Origin of the sequence: Vibrio qinghaiensis (genome assembly GCF_002257545.1) — a bacterium.
Lineage (GTDB): Bacteria > Pseudomonadota > Gammaproteobacteria > Enterobacterales > Vibrionaceae > Vibrio > Vibrio ordalii.
Map to the genome: position 1 here is coordinate 2,148,450 of NZ_CP022741.1, position 14,984 is coordinate 2,163,433.

Sequence of the window (14,984 nt, forward strand, 5' to 3'; positions counted from 1 at the left end):
AATTATTTAAATAATCTGTGTCGTTCATTACATTGCAGAGGCGATATATTTAAAGATGAAGATGGCTGACATTACCCACACACTCATCGATACACTGCGCCCTTTGCCACTAAATAGTTTAATAGCCGCATAAGCAATGAAACCAAGAGAAATACCTTCTGCGATAGAGAATGTCAGCGGCATTAATAAACAGGTAACGACGACAGGAGCCGCTTCTGTTAAATCGCGCCAATCAATACTGACCAAACCAGAAAGCATCAAAATTGCCACATAAAATAATGCACCAGACGTAGCGTACGCAGGGATCATTCCAGCTAATGGCGAGAAGAATAATGCAAGTAAGAACAAAATGCCAACAACGACTGCAGTCAGCCCTGTGCGCCCGCCAGCCGCAACACCCGCCACACTTTCAATGTAAGAGGTTGTGTTTGATGTACCTAGCAGGGCACCGACTGACGTAGCGGTAGAATCGGCAAGCAATGCTTTATTTAGACGTGGAATTTTACCATCTTTACCAATCAAATCTGCTTTTTGCGCCACGCCAACTAAGGTGCCAGCCGTGTCAAATAGATCGACAAACAGAAACGCAAACACCACTGAGATCATACCCACTTCAAAAATGGCGGAGAAATCAAGCTGCAAAAAAGTTGGCGCAATACTTGGTGGTGCCGACATAATGCCATGCCACTGAACGTCACCAAACACTAAACCAAGGCCAGTAACCGCAAGAATCGCGATCATTACGGCACCCTTTAAACCACGATGAACCAAAGCAATCGTCAGGAAGAAACCTATCGCACCGAGTACAGCAGGAAGAGAAGTAATTGCGCCGACAGAAACCAAAGTTGCAGGGTTATCAACCACAATGCCAGCATTCTTCAGGGCAATAAAGGCAAGAAAAAGTCCAATACCGGCCGAGATCCCCGTTCGTAATGACATAGGAATCGAACCGATGATCCACTCACGGATTTTAAAGATACTAAGAAAAATGAACAGCACACCAGAAACGAATACCGCCGCCAGCGCAACTTGCCATGTATATCCCATACCGAGCACAACGGCGTAAGTAAAAAATGCGTTTAACCCCATACCCGGAGCCTGCGCAATTGGGTAGTTGGCGACAAAGCCCATGATGAAACAGCCAATAGCCGCCGCAAGACACGTAGCAACAAATACTGCACCACGGTCCATGCCGGCATCCGCTAAGATCGCAGGGTTAACAAAGATAATGTATGCCATCGTGAGAAATGTCGTCATTCCTGCGATAACCTCAGTGCGCACGTTTGTACCATATTCACTGAGTTTAAATAGCCTTTCGAGCATGATCGAGTCCTATAAAGGGTAAAGAGTAAACGGTTGCGTAATCGATTGGCTGAGGATTATAGAGAGATCAGATCACAAATTCCAGATAGAATTAAGGCTGCAATATGCTTTTATTAATAGCTTATGAACCTAGTCGCGCTTCATTTCTTCAAAAATAAAAAGCAGGCTTCAATATCGTCTTGTCACCGAGCTGTAAAGGAAGTGTGGAACATTGAGATAAAAAAACGCCACCTCATCTGAGGTGGCGGCGAATCATTTTAGCCAAACTGACTACAAAAAAATTCCAATATCTAGGGGGTGAACATACAGTTCAAATAACATGCTTAAAGTCTTAATAACCAAAGCTTGTTGGGTAAGCAAAGTTGCCAGTGTAAACAGACTTGTTTGTCCAGAACATTGCTGATGGTAAACCTTTCATAACTATCACCTTATAAAATCAATTGAACATAAATTTGATTTCTCGGTTCCATGGAGGCGATAAACGGACTCATCCTTTGAGCATTTTTTCTTCGCTTTCGAAGTTGGTTACAAATATACCACCAAGAAATTAAATTACAATATTTAGCGTGATAAAAATCACATAATTTTATTTTAATGATCTGCATCAACAGATTTAGGTAATTAAATTACACAAATATCAGCAAAAAATGATTATTAGGCGGTAAGGGGAAGAATCTCATCGCCGATTGTGTCATCTCTTCTATACGCTACAGTCGATTTAATGTGACACCAATAAAACAATTCTCAAGCGGTGAGGCTACTCGCTGATTGTCGAGAGTGGTATGCTGTCCACCACTACAAGTCATGCTCAGATCTAGTCGATATCGCTACCAAAGAAACATTTCGCCTGTTCATGATCTGGCAAGCTCGAATAAAAGGAGTATTCCGTGTCTGAGTTCTATTCTGAAATCAGTAAATTGTCATCGGCACCCGTATGGCAATTTTTCGATAAAATCTGTTCCATTCCTCACCCATCTAAGCATGAAGAAGCCTTAGCCCAATACATCATCCAGTGGGCGACAGAGCAGGGTTTAGCGGTACGCCGAGATCCAACCGGTAACGTTTTCATAAAAAAACCAGCGACAGCTGGCATGGAACATAAGAAAGGTGTGGTTCTACAAGCTCATATTGATATGGTGCCGCAAAAAAACGAAGACACGCAGCACGACTTTGCTAAGGACCCTATCCAACCGTATATCGATGGCGAATGGGTAACAGCCAAAGGAACCACTTTAGGTGCCGATAACGGTATGGGTATGGCAGCATGTTTGGCTGTTCTCGCGTCAAAAGAGCTCAAGCACGGTCCTATTGAGGTGTTACTGACGATTGATGAAGAAGCGGGTATGACAGGTGCTTTCGGCCTTGAAGCGGGTTGGTTAGAAGGAGAGATCCTGCTCAATACTGATTCAGAGCAAGAGGGCGAAGTGTATATGGGCTGCGCTGGTGGTATTGATGGTGCAATGACTTTTCATATCCAACGACAAGCCATGCCAGTCGGTTACATAACGCGTCAATTGACTTTAAAAGGATTAAAAGGAGGTCACTCAGGGTGTGATATTCATACCGGCCGAGGGAATGCCAATAAGCTGCTGGCCCGTTTTCTTGCTGGTCACGCACAAGAGCTTGATTTACGTTTGATCGAGTTTCGCGGTGGTAGCTTGCGTAACGCCATTCCTCGAGAAGCCTTTGTCACTGTGGCCATTCCTGCAGAAAATGTAGTGAAACTGGATGAACTATTTAGTGCCTACACCCTGCTCGTGAAAGAAGAGCTTGGACGCGTGGAAACGGGAATCGTCACCTTCAACAACACACAAGAGAATGCGAAAAACGTCTTCGCTCTTGTTGATCAACAACGTTTTATTGCCGCATTAAACACATGTCCAAACGGTGTGATCCGGATGAGCGATGAAATTGAAGGCGTGGTTGAAACCTCATTGAATGTCGGTGTGATTACCACACAAGAAAACTCTGTGACTGTGTTATGCCTTATTCGTTCTCTGATTGATTCAGGTCGCCAACAGGTTGAAAGCATGCTCAAATCCGTTGCTGAGCTAGCGAATGCGGAAATTGCCTTTACTGGTGCTTATCCGGGCTGGAAACCAGATGCCGATTCAGAGATCATGGCTGTTTTCAGAGACATGTACCAAGGTATTTACGGTCATAAACCGAATATCATGGTGATCCATGCTGGCCTAGAATGTGGTCTTTTCAAAAAACCTTACCCAGATATGGATATGGTTTCATTTGGCCCAACCATTAAATTCCCTCACTCACCGGATGAGAAAGTTAAGATCGACACAGTCGACCTTTTCTGGGAGCAAATGGTTGCCTTACTAGAGCATATTCCAGCCAAAGCTTAACACCTACTCGGATGTCGAATTCCTTAGCCATTTTTTAATAACAAGTAGATGAATATCTTGCTTTAGCAAGGGAATTCGGCCTCCACTTCGACATCTTTTCTATCAATTAATTTTATCGATAAGGCAAATTAATTTCATTAGCGCACATTTTTTGTGACTGCTAGAGTTCGCCCCCTTGAAGTTCCTAGAGTTATTCACCACACTCTCTTCAAGCGATAACACCATTTAAAAGTTGTATCGGGGATGCGGCTACTCCTTAGCGGCGTCTTACATTCTCCAAAAATATTGAAACTGCGATGAAAGAAAAAATGATTGTCGGATGGCGAGAAACTCTCAGCCTTCCAGGGTTAGGTATTGAGCAAATTAATGCCAAAGTCGATACCGGAGCCCGCACGTCGTGCTTACACGCATTTAAGGTAGAGAGCTTCACCAAAGAAGAGGCTCTTTGGGTTCGCTTTTGGATCCATCCTTTGCAACGTAATAATGAAAAAGTCACGGTTTGTGAAGCTAAGGTCCTCGATGAACGAATCGTCCGTGATTCTGGCGGCCATGAAGAATCCCGTTACGTTATTCAATCAGACGTCAGTTTGGGCGGCCAAACTTGGCCCATTGAAATAACGTTAACCAATCGCGAAAATATGGGTTTTCGCATGCTATTAGGTCGCACCGCAATGCACCATCGAATTTTAGTTGATCCTACTAAATCGTTTTTAATCGCTTTCGAGGAGAGCAAATAATGAAAATTGGTATTCTGTCACGTAATGCTTCGTTGTATTCAACCAAGCGTCTGATTGAAGCGTGTAAAAGCCGTGGCCACCAAGTCAAAGTGATTGATGGGCTGCGTTGCTATATGAATATCAATTCTGAAAAACCCGAAATTCACTTTAAAGGTGAAGAGTTAGCGGGTTTTGATGCAGTCATTCCTCGTATTGGTGCATCCGTTACGTTTTACGGCACTGCGGTATTACGCCAATTTGAAATGATGGGGGTTTATCCCGTCAATGAATCTGTGGCTATTAGCCGTTCCAGAGATAAACTTCGCTCAATGCAGCTATTGTCTCGTCGCGGCATTGGTATGCCAATTACAGGTTTCGCCAGTAAACCCGATGATGTCAAAGACTTACTCGACATGGTCGGAGGAGCACCGGTAGTGATTAAATTACTTGAAGGAACTCAAGGCATCGGTGTAGTGTTAGCGGAAACACGCAAAGCAGCAGAAAGTGTGATCGAAGCGTTCATGGGCCTGAAAGCCAATATCATGGTGCAAGAGTACATCAAAGAGGCCGGTGGCGCCGATATTCGCTGTTTCGTTATTGGCGACAAAGTTATCGCAGCCATGAAACGGCAAGGTGCCGATGGTGAGTTTCGCTCTAATCTACACCGCGGCGGAACGGCCTCTTTGGTAAAAATTACTCCCCTAGAACGTAAGACGGCTATCGATGCGGCGAAGATTATGGGTCTCAATGTTGCGGGTGTGGATCTTTTGCGATCGGAACGTGGCCCACTAGTGATGGAAGTCAATTCATCGCCAGGTCTTGAAGGTATTGAAGCTGCTACTGGTAAAGATATCGCCGGGTTGATTGTCGAATTTATTGAAAAAAATGCGGCAACGAAAGGGACAAAAACACGTGGCAAAGGTTAGGAAAAACACAGCATTTCATTTCCTGGGGGATTCAGTTCCCCCAGGAACGCGCAAGGCAATGGAGCTAGAAGCGGCTAAGCTTTATACACACTCGCCGCTCTCTATTCCTATCGAAATCATTAATGGAATATCCACTGGCCCAACCTTGATGATCAATGCCGCCATCCATGGTGATGAACTGAACGGCGTTGAAATAGTCCGTCAACTGATCAACTCCATCGACCCGCAAAAACTAAAAGGGACACTGATTGTTGTCCCCATCGTCAATGCCTTTGGCTTTATTCATAAATCTCGCTACCTTCCTGATCGACGCGATCTCAATCGCTGCTTCCCTGGAAGTGAAACTGGCTCCCTCGCCTCTCGCATTGCACATACTTTCTTTTCCCAAGTCGCTTTACGTTGTGATTACATCATCGACCTGCATACTGGTGCGATTCACCGCACGAATTTGCCACAAATCCGCGCCGATCTCACTAATCCTGAAACCTTGCGTATTGCCCAAGCATTTGCAACCCCAGTGATCATCGACTCTCCACTGCGTAATGGCTCGCTCAGAAGTGAAGCGGAGAAATCAGGCATCACAGTATTAACTTATGAAGCAGGTGAAGCGCTAAAATTTGAACCCATTGCCATCAATGCGGGTATTGTCGGTGTAAAACGCACCATGCAAGCCATTGGTATGATGCGCAAGAGTCGCAAGGCCGTACCGACATCGATCATCGCAAAATCAACCAGTTGGCTAAGAGCCGAAAGCGATGGCATCTTGCGCACTGTGGTGACGCTTGGTGACAAGGTCGAGAAAGGACAAGTGCTTGCCTATATCAACTCACCGCTTGGTCATGTCGAAGTCGAATTAAGAGCCAATAAGGGTGGTATTGTGATTGGCCAACAAACTCTGCCTCTTGTTAATGAAGGAGATGCCGTATTCCATCTCGCCTACTTCTCGCAAAGCGATGAGATGGTTGAGCAAGTCGTGGGCGATTTTATTGAAGAGGTCGCAGACAGCGATTTAGAACCTCTAACCACGGGACACCTGATGCCACCGTCGATGGTCTAAATAGTCGATAAGTCTAAACAATAGAGACACATAAGTTCAATAATAAAGCCCTTATTCAAAGGGCTTTATGCTGTTTAAGCGTGAGTGGGATGAAGAAAGTAACTCATTAACCGAACGAAGCCCAAATCACCGTAGCCACTAATACAGGGCAGACAAATTTCACATACCAAGGCCAGATTTTACCAAACCAACCCAATTGGAACTCAGGGAAACCTTGCTCTAACTCTTTGACCTTCGCGTGACGACGCCATACCCAACCGCCAAATAGGCAGAACATCAGCGCTGCTGTCGGCTGCAAATATTGCGTCGCAACCGTTGCCACTAAGCCAAATAGCGCACCAAAGTTATAAACAATAACAACACTGACTAGCGCAATTAACGCGCCTAATACCCAGCTTGTTGGTGCACGTTTCGTGTTAAAACGCTCGCTGACTAAGGCTACTGGGCATTCCAGCATAGAGATAGAAGAGGTTAACGCGGCGATCGTCAGTAAAGTGAAAAATACGATCGCAAACACCTGACCCATCCAACCAAGGCTATCAAACATCAATGGCAACACGGTAAAAACGAGCGTGTCTGAATTGAGTAAAGAACCGTCAGCGGCATAGATTTCCACTCCTTTATGCATCGCAACAAACATCGCAGGCAACACGACAAGACCAGCAATAAAAGCCACGGCGGTATCAACTAAAGTCACATTTAGTGCCATCTTCGGCAGGTTTTCTTGCTTACTCAGATAAGATCCGTAAATCAGCATCGAGCAGCCACCTATGGTTAATGAGAAGAAACCTTGCCCCATTGCCGCCAGTAAGAGATGTCTGTCAAACACCTTTGAAAAATCAGGGACCAAATAGTGTTGTAAACCTTCCATCGCACCAGTTTGCATCATGATGTAAACAAACAGCACACCAAACAGTACAAACAATGCAGGCATTAAACGCGTTGACCATTTTTCAATCCCGTCTTTAACACCACCTTGCACGATTAGAATCGTCAAAATATAAAACACCAAGGTTCCGAATAAGTTACGCTCAACACTAAACCCTTTCAACCAAGCTGTGATTTCCACAAAACCCAATAACTCAGTCATCGCACCGAGTAAAAAGCAGATTAGCCAGCCACCGACGATGCTGTAAAACGCCAGTACCGCACTCGGAACACTCAAACCAATCCAACCGACAAAGCCACCGACCATTTTACCTAGTGGATGAGGCGTTAATGAGCGCATGCTATCAACAGGGTTTGCTTGCCCAAAACGGCCTATCGCCATTTCAACCACTAACATAGGGAAGGCAACGACCATGATCATCACCAAATAAACCAATAAGAATGCGCCGCCGCCGTTGCTTGCCGCTTGGGTTGGAAAGCCCCAGATATTACCTAGGCCAACTGCCGCACCCGCCGCCGCAAGAATAAAACCAAGACGTGAACCAAAATGTTCACGAGAATCAGACTGTGTCATACCACTCACACAAATATCAATAGACTAGTTAGCTAGTACAGTAATACAGACCATCAAACTGAGCAATTGCACTGCTTATTTATTGCACAATCAGTGCAAAAATAAACAGAATTTACTTCGTAAAGATTATTGAACAGGCAATACTGACGGGAGATTAGAGGTGAATTTTTGCACGAGGTAACGACCTCTTCCTTGGGCTTTGACTGCATAAAGTGCTCTATCAGCCACATGAAAAAAATCTAGATAGTGACTCAACTGCGGTGTATCAATCTCAACCCCTCCGACACTGATTGAAAGCGTCTTCTTAGCTTGGGAAAATTGGTGGGTAATGCGCAGCGATTCAACCGATTCGATCAGTCGTTTAGCATAAGCTTGACCATCAATTTCGATGTCGCTCGCCAAAACTACACAAAACTCTTCTCCACCAAAGCGAGCAACCAGTTTTTCACCGCTAAAATCCAGAGTATTTAAGCTAGAAGCCACTGATTTCAATGCTTCATCACCCTCTAAGTGGCCGTAGTGATCATTGAATAGTTTAAAATAGTCAATATCGATTAAAAACAGTACGATATGCCTGAATTGATAATCAACAATATAGCTTTTAAAGACCTTTTCTAAACGGCGACGGTTCGCAATACGTGTGAGTGGATCGTGCTCTGATTGCCATTTTAGTTCACGCCGACTAATTTCCAGCTCCCATACTATTTGGCTCATCGTACGAGAAAACTCCTTCATTTCCTTCGATATAAAGGAGCGTTCACTAGGCATCTTTCCACCCGAAGCTTTAAATTGCTCCAATACTTGATTAGCATTGTTAATTGGCTTAACCACTTTATTCGCTACGACTAAGTTCAAGAAGAACATCAGGATAGAGAAAGCGGCAAGCCCTGAAAGCTCCTGCCATTGAATAAATGGCGGCACTTTAACCGTATGATTTATTTTAATTAATATGGTGAGGCGGTTTCGGTAATCAAGCATTTCAAGGTAGGAGATATTGTTATTGTGTGGCGCGACAGTAGGTTGAGCAGCGACAGTAGGTTGAGCAGCGACAATAGGTTGATCATTGCGCTTATTGATCAACATCACTTCCACATTGACACCTGTCGCCGTCACAAGCTCATTGATAAACTGCTCGCTTATCCTTTTTAAAAAAAGTAAATAACCTTTATCGCATTCCTTTGCATTACTATTGCAAACTCGAGAGGTTGCGACGATAAAAGGTTTGTTATCTATCACGATAAAACTGAGGTCCGGTTTGATGAAATCTTTCGGTGCTTTCATCGCACTCGCCAAAATATCACCAAAATTATATCGAATCGTATCATAGCTGGCTTCATTGCCAGTATCATAGTCATAAAACATGCCGCAGACTAACCGCATATCCGGATTAAAAATAAAAATACCGTCGAGTAACTTAGATTCAAAGGCGTGATCACCAATACTGTCGCGAATAAAATCATCATTAGGCTTGGCAATAAAATCAGCCATTTCATTCCATGCAGCATAATCAGCCAGTGATGCACCCATGTCTGCTTTTTGCATCTTAAGAATGGTTTGGACTCGGTTTACCTCATTGCGTTGCAAAGAAAGAGCATCTTCAACAGCGCGATCATAAGACCACATAAACTTAAATAGTAGATAACACAAAATAAACAGCACAACGAAGGCTATTGAAACTAATGCTGTTAACCATCTCAAACTAAAATTATTAAACGACATCCATACCAGCAAATTGAGATAACATCATAGACAAATAAAGAGCACCGAATGTGCTCTTTCAGTTTAGATGGTAAATACTTGATAATCTTTTAATAGAGGTATTTTTTGGTGCAGTTGCTGCTCTTGCTCAACCATATCATCGAGCGACTCACAAAAATCACGGCTCTCTTTTTGAATTGTGGCGGCGTTTTCTTGAATCCGCTCAGCTAACTTAACTTTTAAGTCCGCCATGGTATCGGTCAATTTTGTGATGTTTAATCCCCCCTCTTCTTTCATTTTCAGTGAAAGAGCATCAAAGGCACCGGATATAAACTCTTTGTTAAATAAAGCTTTCGCTTTTTCAAAATCATCGGCCCAAGTTTGCGTCATTGATTCAAAAGTCTGCGCAGGGAGAACCAGCTCACCATCTTTGTAATAACGAGATTCAATATTGGCAAAAAAAGCAGCCATGGATTGCTTGGCGCTATCGAAAGCGTTGGGAGATCCAATACTTTTCGCGACATCATCCAAAATATTATTCGCCATAACCAAGCCATCACTCGCCATCTGTTTCAGTTTAGGCAATGAAGCATTCATTCTTTCTCGATACTGCTCAAGGGCCGTTCTCTGATCACTGTCGAGCTCCATTTTTTCACCACGGATATAGAGATTGTTCTGTTTATCCATCAAAACGGTGTCGGTGCTCGTTTTGAGAATTTCAACCTTATCACCATCAAGGTGAACTTCATGGTTAACATCAACTCGGCACTGTGCGGCCCACAAAGGGAAACTCAACAGCATTGAAGTGACTAGCACTACTTTTTTCATTGTTTTCTCTCATCGATCGTTTTATGACTAACCATATCAGGTGTGGATATTTGATGAGTTAGTACTTCTCGCTAGCAATATAAATGATTTCAACCTAAAAACCGTCAATTTAATGACATAAATGTTAGTTTGTTTCACTAATTTAAAAAAAACTGAGCTGCTTATTAAGCATTTCTGGCTTTAACATCACTTGCAAACCGAGTAAGCGAATTTCTCGCCCATTTTGCCGCAACAAAATATTTTCCAAAAGAGTTCTAAAATCATTGAGATCTAACTGTGGATGAAGATGCTCAATCGTCGTGAGTTGAAAATCGGCAAACTTAATTTTGATCCCTTGCTTAATAATCGAACCATCAACACTCACTCTGCCTAACCTCGCTTTTATCTCTGGATAAAGATGATGCTCAATCACCTGCCAGCACTCTTCATAGCTTGAGATATTTTGGCTAAACGTTCTTTCGACACCTAATGATTTTCGCTCCCTTTCGGTCACCACTTCGCGATTATCAATGCCATGACTTTTCTTCCATAATGAAGCTCCTAACCTGCCGAAGTTACTCAGTAGTTCTCGATAATCGGTCAGCTTGATATCTTCACATTTATAAAAACCTGCTTGGTGCAGTTTTTCCAGACTCACCTTACCGACACCGGGTATTTTCTCTAGTGGCAATAAATCGACCACTTGCTGTACTTTATCGGGCGGTATTACAAATTGGCCGTTAGGCTTATTCATATCAGAAGCCACTTTGGCCAAAAACTTTACAGGTGCTACGCCCGCAGAGGCGGTCAGTTGAAGTTCGTTGTAGATATCATGGCGAATGGCTTGAGCTATCAATGTTGCGCTTCCTTGACATAGCGGTGAATCACTCACATCAAGAAATGCTTCATCTAATGATAACGGCTCAATAATGGAAGTATAACGTTCAAATATTTGTCTGATTTGAATAGAAATAGCTTTGTATACCGACATACGGCCCGGAACGACCAGTAGATTAGGGCATAGTTTTAATGCTTGAGCGGTTGGCATGGCAGATCGAACGCCAAATTTCCTCGCTTCATAATTGCAAGTACTTAACACACCACGCTGCTTTTCATGACCACCCACAGCTAGAGGGCGATGCCTATATTCAGGGTTATCACGCATTTCTACCGCAGCGTAGAAACAATCCATATCAATATGAATGATTTTTTTGATTTTATTTTCCAATTCAAAACCATTTAAAAAACCTGTATGCATAAACAGTATATTCTTGATTTCTATGGATTGAAATGAATTGCTTTTAAAAATTAAAGAGCCTACACAAAACAGGCTCTTTAATCGTAGTTCAGGCGATGCGATCTTTTTCCCAATGCGCTAACTTTTCAGCTCTTGCTGCGGCCTTAGCTTCGCGTTTTTTACGTGCATCACAAGGCTCTGGGCAATTGCACACTTTTTCAATGCCGACAGCACCTAATCCACCACAACTACCTTTGACTACTTTCTTTTGAAAGATATAGCCAACCGCCATCGCGGCAATGACACACAGAAATACACTGAATGTAATGAAAAAAGTATTCATAACTTAACTCACTTTTTATTTAGAAATGACTTAAATGCACTGGAGGCAATCTCTTCAAAACCTTGTTCTGTTTTCACAATCATGAACACAGGAATATTATATTGCTCTGCAACCTCAATGCCTTTCGTCTCTCCTAGTACCATTAATCCCGTCGCTAGGCCATCTGCCGTCATTGAAGAAGCATCCAACACAGTGACTGACACCACTTTATTATGGATGGGTTTTCCAGTGATAGGATTGATAATGTGAGAATAACGCACACCATCTTGCTCGAAATAGTTGCGATAATCACCCGAAGTGGCAATCGCCATATCACCAGGTTCAATGATCTCTTGAACGGTACGCTCATCAACCGTCGGTTTCTCTATCGCTATTCGCCAAGGTACACCTTCTCGGTTTACGCCTTTTAAGCGCATCTCGCCACCGACTTCAACCATGTAATTGGTAATGCCTTGTGCTTGAATGTAGTCAGCGACTACGTCTACTCCCCATCCTTTCGCAATAGTTGAGAGGTCCACATAGAGATTAGGAAGATCTTTACTTAACGTAGTGTCGGTTGCGCTAAGGTGCTCAATGCCTATATTGGCTTTACGCTCAGCCAATTCGGCATCGCTTGGCACAACATCAGGACGAGCTTCTGGGCCAAAACCCCATAGATTAACCAAAGGACCGACAGTCACGTCCAATGCACCTAAAGTAAGGCCGTTAAGACGCAGCGCTTCTTTCACCACGGTTGCGGTTTGAGAAGAAACCGCAAAAGGCTCCGTTCCTTGATATTGATTAAAACGGCTGAGTTCGGAATCTTTACGATAAGTCGACATTTGATCGTTCACTTCTTCCAGCAAACGATCAACTTCCTTTTGGAGAGTCTCCGGGCTAGGGATCCCTTCGGCTTTCAGGTATTTGATATTGTAAGTAGTGCCCATGGTAGGGCCACTGAGATGAACTTGCTCAACCGATTTTTCACAACCCGCCAAGATGAATAGAGAAGCTAACGCAACAAGCCATTTTTTCACTTGTTTACTCCTAAAAATGAAAGTGAATATAGAAAAGAAGTGGTTATGGAAAAGAAATTCTTACACCTATTTTCTATGTTAACTGAGTTGGAATTCAAAGCCACAAGGCAAAACTAAAACTAAAACTAAAAAAACAATGGCTGACTCATCAGAGCCAGCCATAGGTTTTACTTACTTCAGTGAATTAACCACCGAAGTCATCAAGAAGGATGTTCTCATCTTCTACACCAAGGTTCTTCAGCATGCCAATCACAGCCGCATTCATCATCGGTGGACCACACATGTAGTATTCACAATCTTCAGGCGCTTCATGATCTTTCAGATAGTTTTCATACAATACATTGTGGATGAAGCCTGTGTATCCATCCCAGTTATCTTCAGGCATTGGATCAGAAAGCGCACAGTGCCATACAAAATTCGAGTTTTCAGCTGCAAGGCCGTCAAAATCTTCAACGTAGAACATCTCACGCTTAGAGCGCGCACCATACCAGTAAGACATCTTACGGGTAGATTTTAAACGCTTAAGCTGATCGAAGATGTGTGAACGCATTGGAGCCATACCCGCGCCACCACCGACAAAGACCATTTCTGCGTCCGTATTTTTGGCAAAGAACTCACCAAATGGACCAGAAATAGTACATTTATCACCTTCTTTCAGTGACCAAATGTAAGAAGACATCTGACCCGCAGGCACATTGGGATTATTAGGCGGCGGCGTAGCAATACGCACGTTTAGCATAATAATACCGAACTCTTCTGGGTAGTTCGCCATTGAGTAAGCACGAATAATATCTTCATCAACTTTTGACTCGTAGCGGAACAGGTTAAATTTGTCCCAATCGCCACGATACTCTTCTGGCACGTCAAAATCTGAATATTTGATATGGTGTGCTGGCGCTTCGATCTGAATGTAACCACCAGCACGGAAAGGTACTGATTCGCCATCAGGGATCTGAAGTTTAAGCTCTTTAATGAAGGTGGCTTTGTTGTCGTTAGAGATAACGCTACATTCCCACTTTTTAACACCAAAGATTTCTTCTGGAAGTTCAATGTCCATGTCTGTTTTCACAGCCACTTGACACGCTAAACGTTCACCCTCACGAGCTTCACCTTTAGTTATGTGATCAAGTTCAGTAGGAAGAATATCACCACCACCAGATTTCACTTTTACACGGCATTGACCACAAGAGCCACCACCACCACAAGCAGATGATACAAAGACACCAGAACCTGCAAGTACGCTCAGTAGCTTGCCGCCTGGGTTAGTCACGATAGACTTTTCTGCATCACCGTTAATTGAAATTGTAATGTCGCCTGTTGGAACTAGCTTAGATTTGGCAAATAGAATGACCAAAACGAGTGCTAGAACAATCAGGGTAAACATCACTACACCAAGAATAATGTCCATTGACTATTTCCTTAATTGTTACGGTTTACCCGACTTACAGTTGAACACCAGAGAAAGACATAAAGCCTAACGCCATTAAACCTACCGAGATAAAAGTGATACCTAAACCACGAAGACCCGGAGGTACGTCTGAATATTTCATTTTTTCACGAATACCAGCAAGAGCGACGATCGCTAGCATCCAACCCACACCCGAACCAAAACCATAAACCACAGATTCAGCAAAGTTGTAATCACGCTGAACCATGAAAGACACGCCGCCAAAAATGGCGCAGTTCACTGTGATTAAAGGTAAGAAAATGCCCAGCGCGTTATACAAAGGCGGAAAGAAACGATCCAATATCATCTCTAAGATCTGAACCAATGCAGCAATAACACCGATAAAGGTAATGAAGTTAAGAAATGTTAAATCAACGCCATCAACCAGAGCATTTTCTTTCAGTACTAGGTTATACACTAGATTGTTAACAGGCACTGAGATTGTCAAAACCACAACAACAGCAATTCCCAAACCAAAAGAAGTCTTAACTTTCTTCGATACGGCAAGGAAAGTACACATACCTAGAAAGAAAGATAACGCCATGTTTTCGATGAAAATCGACTTAACAAGTAGACTAATATAATGTTCCAT

Annotated in this window: 14 protein-coding genes; 4 read left to right on the plus strand and 10 right to left on the minus strand. The window is 43.2% G+C overall.

Annotated features, from left to right (window positions below; genetic code table 11):
- Positions 1 to 27: 27 nt before the first annotated feature.
- Both CCZ37_RS10010 and vcdP read right to left on the minus strand, forming a co-directional pair.
- Positions 28 to 1,323 (minus strand): NCS2 family permease, encoded by a 1,296-nt coding sequence (locus CCZ37_RS10010; RefSeq protein ID WP_081245039.1) that lies wholly within the window; start codon positions 1,321 to 1,323, stop codon positions 28 to 30.
- Positions 1,324 to 1,654: 331 nt separating this feature from the next.
- Positions 1,655 to 1,741: a small protein VcdP gene (vcdP, locus tag CCZ37_RS19730; protein ID WP_481008213.1), complete on the minus strand. Its 87-nt coding sequence runs from the start codon at positions 1,739 to 1,741 to the stop codon at positions 1,655 to 1,657.
- 469 nt (positions 1,742 to 2,210) lie between these two features.
- Between vcdP and CCZ37_RS10015 the strand changes: the two genes are divergently transcribed.
- The 4 genes from CCZ37_RS10015 to CCZ37_RS10030 all read left to right on the plus strand — a co-directional run bounded on the left by CCZ37_RS10015 (position 2,211) and on the right by CCZ37_RS10030 (position 6,382).
- A complete protein-coding gene (locus tag CCZ37_RS10015; RefSeq protein ID WP_094500426.1) occupies positions 2,211 to 3,683 on the plus strand; it encodes an aminoacyl-histidine dipeptidase in 1,473 nt (490 codons plus the stop codon).
- A gap of 296 nt (positions 3,684 to 3,979) precedes the next feature.
- Complete coding sequence (locus CCZ37_RS10020) at positions 3,980 to 4,420, plus strand: ATP-dependent zinc protease family protein (protein WP_094500427.1); 441 nt, start codon at positions 3,980 to 3,982, stop codon at positions 4,418 to 4,420.
- Positions 4,420 to 5,325, plus strand: coding sequence for a 30S ribosomal protein S6--L-glutamate ligase (rimK, locus tag CCZ37_RS10025; RefSeq protein WP_010320145.1), 906 nt, complete (start codon positions 4,420 to 4,422; stop codon positions 5,323 to 5,325). The genes CCZ37_RS10020 and rimK overlap by 1 nt, the downstream gene beginning before the upstream one ends.
- Positions 5,285 to 6,382, plus strand: a complete 1,098-nt coding sequence (locus tag CCZ37_RS10030; protein ID WP_088729107.1) for a succinylglutamate desuccinylase/aspartoacylase family protein — start codon at positions 5,285 to 5,287, stop codon at positions 6,380 to 6,382. Before rimK ends, CCZ37_RS10030 begins: the two co-directional genes overlap by 41 nt.
- A 106-nt stretch (positions 6,383 to 6,488) precedes the next feature.
- Here CCZ37_RS10030 and CCZ37_RS10035 read toward each other — a convergent pair whose 3' ends face one another.
- The 8 genes from CCZ37_RS10035 to nqrE form a co-directional block, all read right to left on the minus strand.
- The gene (locus CCZ37_RS10035; protein WP_026027641.1) at positions 6,489 to 7,844 is read right to left on the minus strand and encodes a sodium-dependent transporter; all 1,356 of its coding nucleotides are present in this window, start codon (positions 7,842 to 7,844) and stop codon (positions 6,489 to 6,491) included.
- Positions 7,845 to 7,970: 126 nt separating this feature from the next.
- Positions 7,971 to 9,563: a diguanylate cyclase gene (locus CCZ37_RS10040; RefSeq protein WP_208613913.1), complete on the minus strand. Its 1,593-nt coding sequence runs from the start codon at positions 9,561 to 9,563 to the stop codon at positions 7,971 to 7,973.
- 63 nt (positions 9,564 to 9,626) lie between these two features.
- Positions 9,627 to 10,370, minus strand: a complete 744-nt coding sequence (locus tag CCZ37_RS10045) for a YggN family protein (RefSeq protein ID WP_094500429.1) — start codon at positions 10,368 to 10,370, stop codon at positions 9,627 to 9,629.
- Between the two features lie 142 nt (positions 10,371 to 10,512).
- Positions 10,513 to 11,577 (minus strand): DNA polymerase IV, encoded by a 1,065-nt coding sequence (gene dinB, locus CCZ37_RS10050; protein WP_094500834.1) that lies wholly within the window; start codon positions 11,575 to 11,577, stop codon positions 10,513 to 10,515.
- 118 nt (positions 11,578 to 11,695) lie between these two features.
- Positions 11,696 to 11,929, minus strand: a complete 234-nt coding sequence (nqrM, locus tag CCZ37_RS10055) for a (Na+)-NQR maturation NqrM (RefSeq protein ID WP_010320029.1) — start codon at positions 11,927 to 11,929, stop codon at positions 11,696 to 11,698.
- Positions 11,930 to 11,937: 8 nt separating this feature from the next.
- Entirely contained in the window at positions 11,938 to 12,945 is a 1,008-nt protein-coding gene (locus tag CCZ37_RS10060) for an FAD:protein FMN transferase (RefSeq protein ID WP_094500430.1), read from the minus strand.
- 184 nt (positions 12,946 to 13,129) lie between these two features.
- Positions 13,130 to 14,353: an NADH:ubiquinone reductase (Na(+)-transporting) subunit F gene (gene nqrF / locus CCZ37_RS10065; RefSeq protein ID WP_010320031.1), complete on the minus strand. Its 1,224-nt coding sequence runs from the start codon at positions 14,351 to 14,353 to the stop codon at positions 13,130 to 13,132.
- 34 nt (positions 14,354 to 14,387) lie between these two features.
- On the minus strand, positions 14,388 to 14,984 hold the full coding sequence (gene nqrE / locus CCZ37_RS10070; RefSeq protein WP_010320032.1) for an NADH:ubiquinone reductase (Na(+)-transporting) subunit E: 597 nt from the start codon (positions 14,982 to 14,984) through the stop codon (positions 14,388 to 14,390).

Excerpts from the sequence above, each read along its gene's own strand:
- nqrF (WP_010320031.1), bottom strand. The coding sequence starts at position 14,353 with ATGGACATTATTCTTGGTGTAGTGATGTTTACCCTGATTGTTCTAGCA.
- nqrE (WP_010320032.1), bottom strand. The coding sequence starts at position 14,984 with ATGGAACATTATATTAGTCTACTTGTTAAGTCGATTTTCATCGAAAAC.
- vcdP (WP_481008213.1), bottom strand. The coding sequence starts at position 1,741 with ATGAAAGGTTTACCATCAGCAATGTTCTGGACAAACAAGTCTGTTTAC.
- CCZ37_RS10010 (WP_081245039.1), bottom strand. The coding sequence starts at position 1,323 with ATGCTCGAAAGGCTATTTAAACTCAGTGAATATGGTACAAACGTGCGC.
- CCZ37_RS10040 (WP_208613913.1), bottom strand. The coding sequence starts at position 9,563 with ATGTCGTTTAATAATTTTAGTTTGAGATGGTTAACAGCATTAGTTTCA.
- nqrM (WP_010320029.1), bottom strand. The coding sequence starts at position 11,929 with ATGAATACTTTTTTCATTACATTCAGTGTATTTCTGTGTGTCATTGCC.
- CCZ37_RS10020 (WP_094500427.1), top strand. The coding sequence starts at position 3,980 with ATGAAAGAAAAAATGATTGTCGGATGGCGAGAAACTCTCAGCCTTCCA.
- rimK (WP_010320145.1), top strand. The coding sequence starts at position 4,420 with ATGAAAATTGGTATTCTGTCACGTAATGCTTCGTTGTATTCAACCAAG.
- CCZ37_RS10030 (WP_088729107.1), top strand. The coding sequence starts at position 5,285 with ATGCGGCAACGAAAGGGACAAAAACACGTGGCAAAGGTTAGGAAAAAC.
- CCZ37_RS10045 (WP_094500429.1), bottom strand. The coding sequence starts at position 10,370 with ATGAAAAAAGTAGTGCTAGTCACTTCAATGCTGTTGAGTTTCCCTTTG.
- CCZ37_RS10035 (WP_026027641.1), bottom strand. The coding sequence starts at position 7,844 with ATGACACAGTCTGATTCTCGTGAACATTTTGGTTCACGTCTTGGTTTT.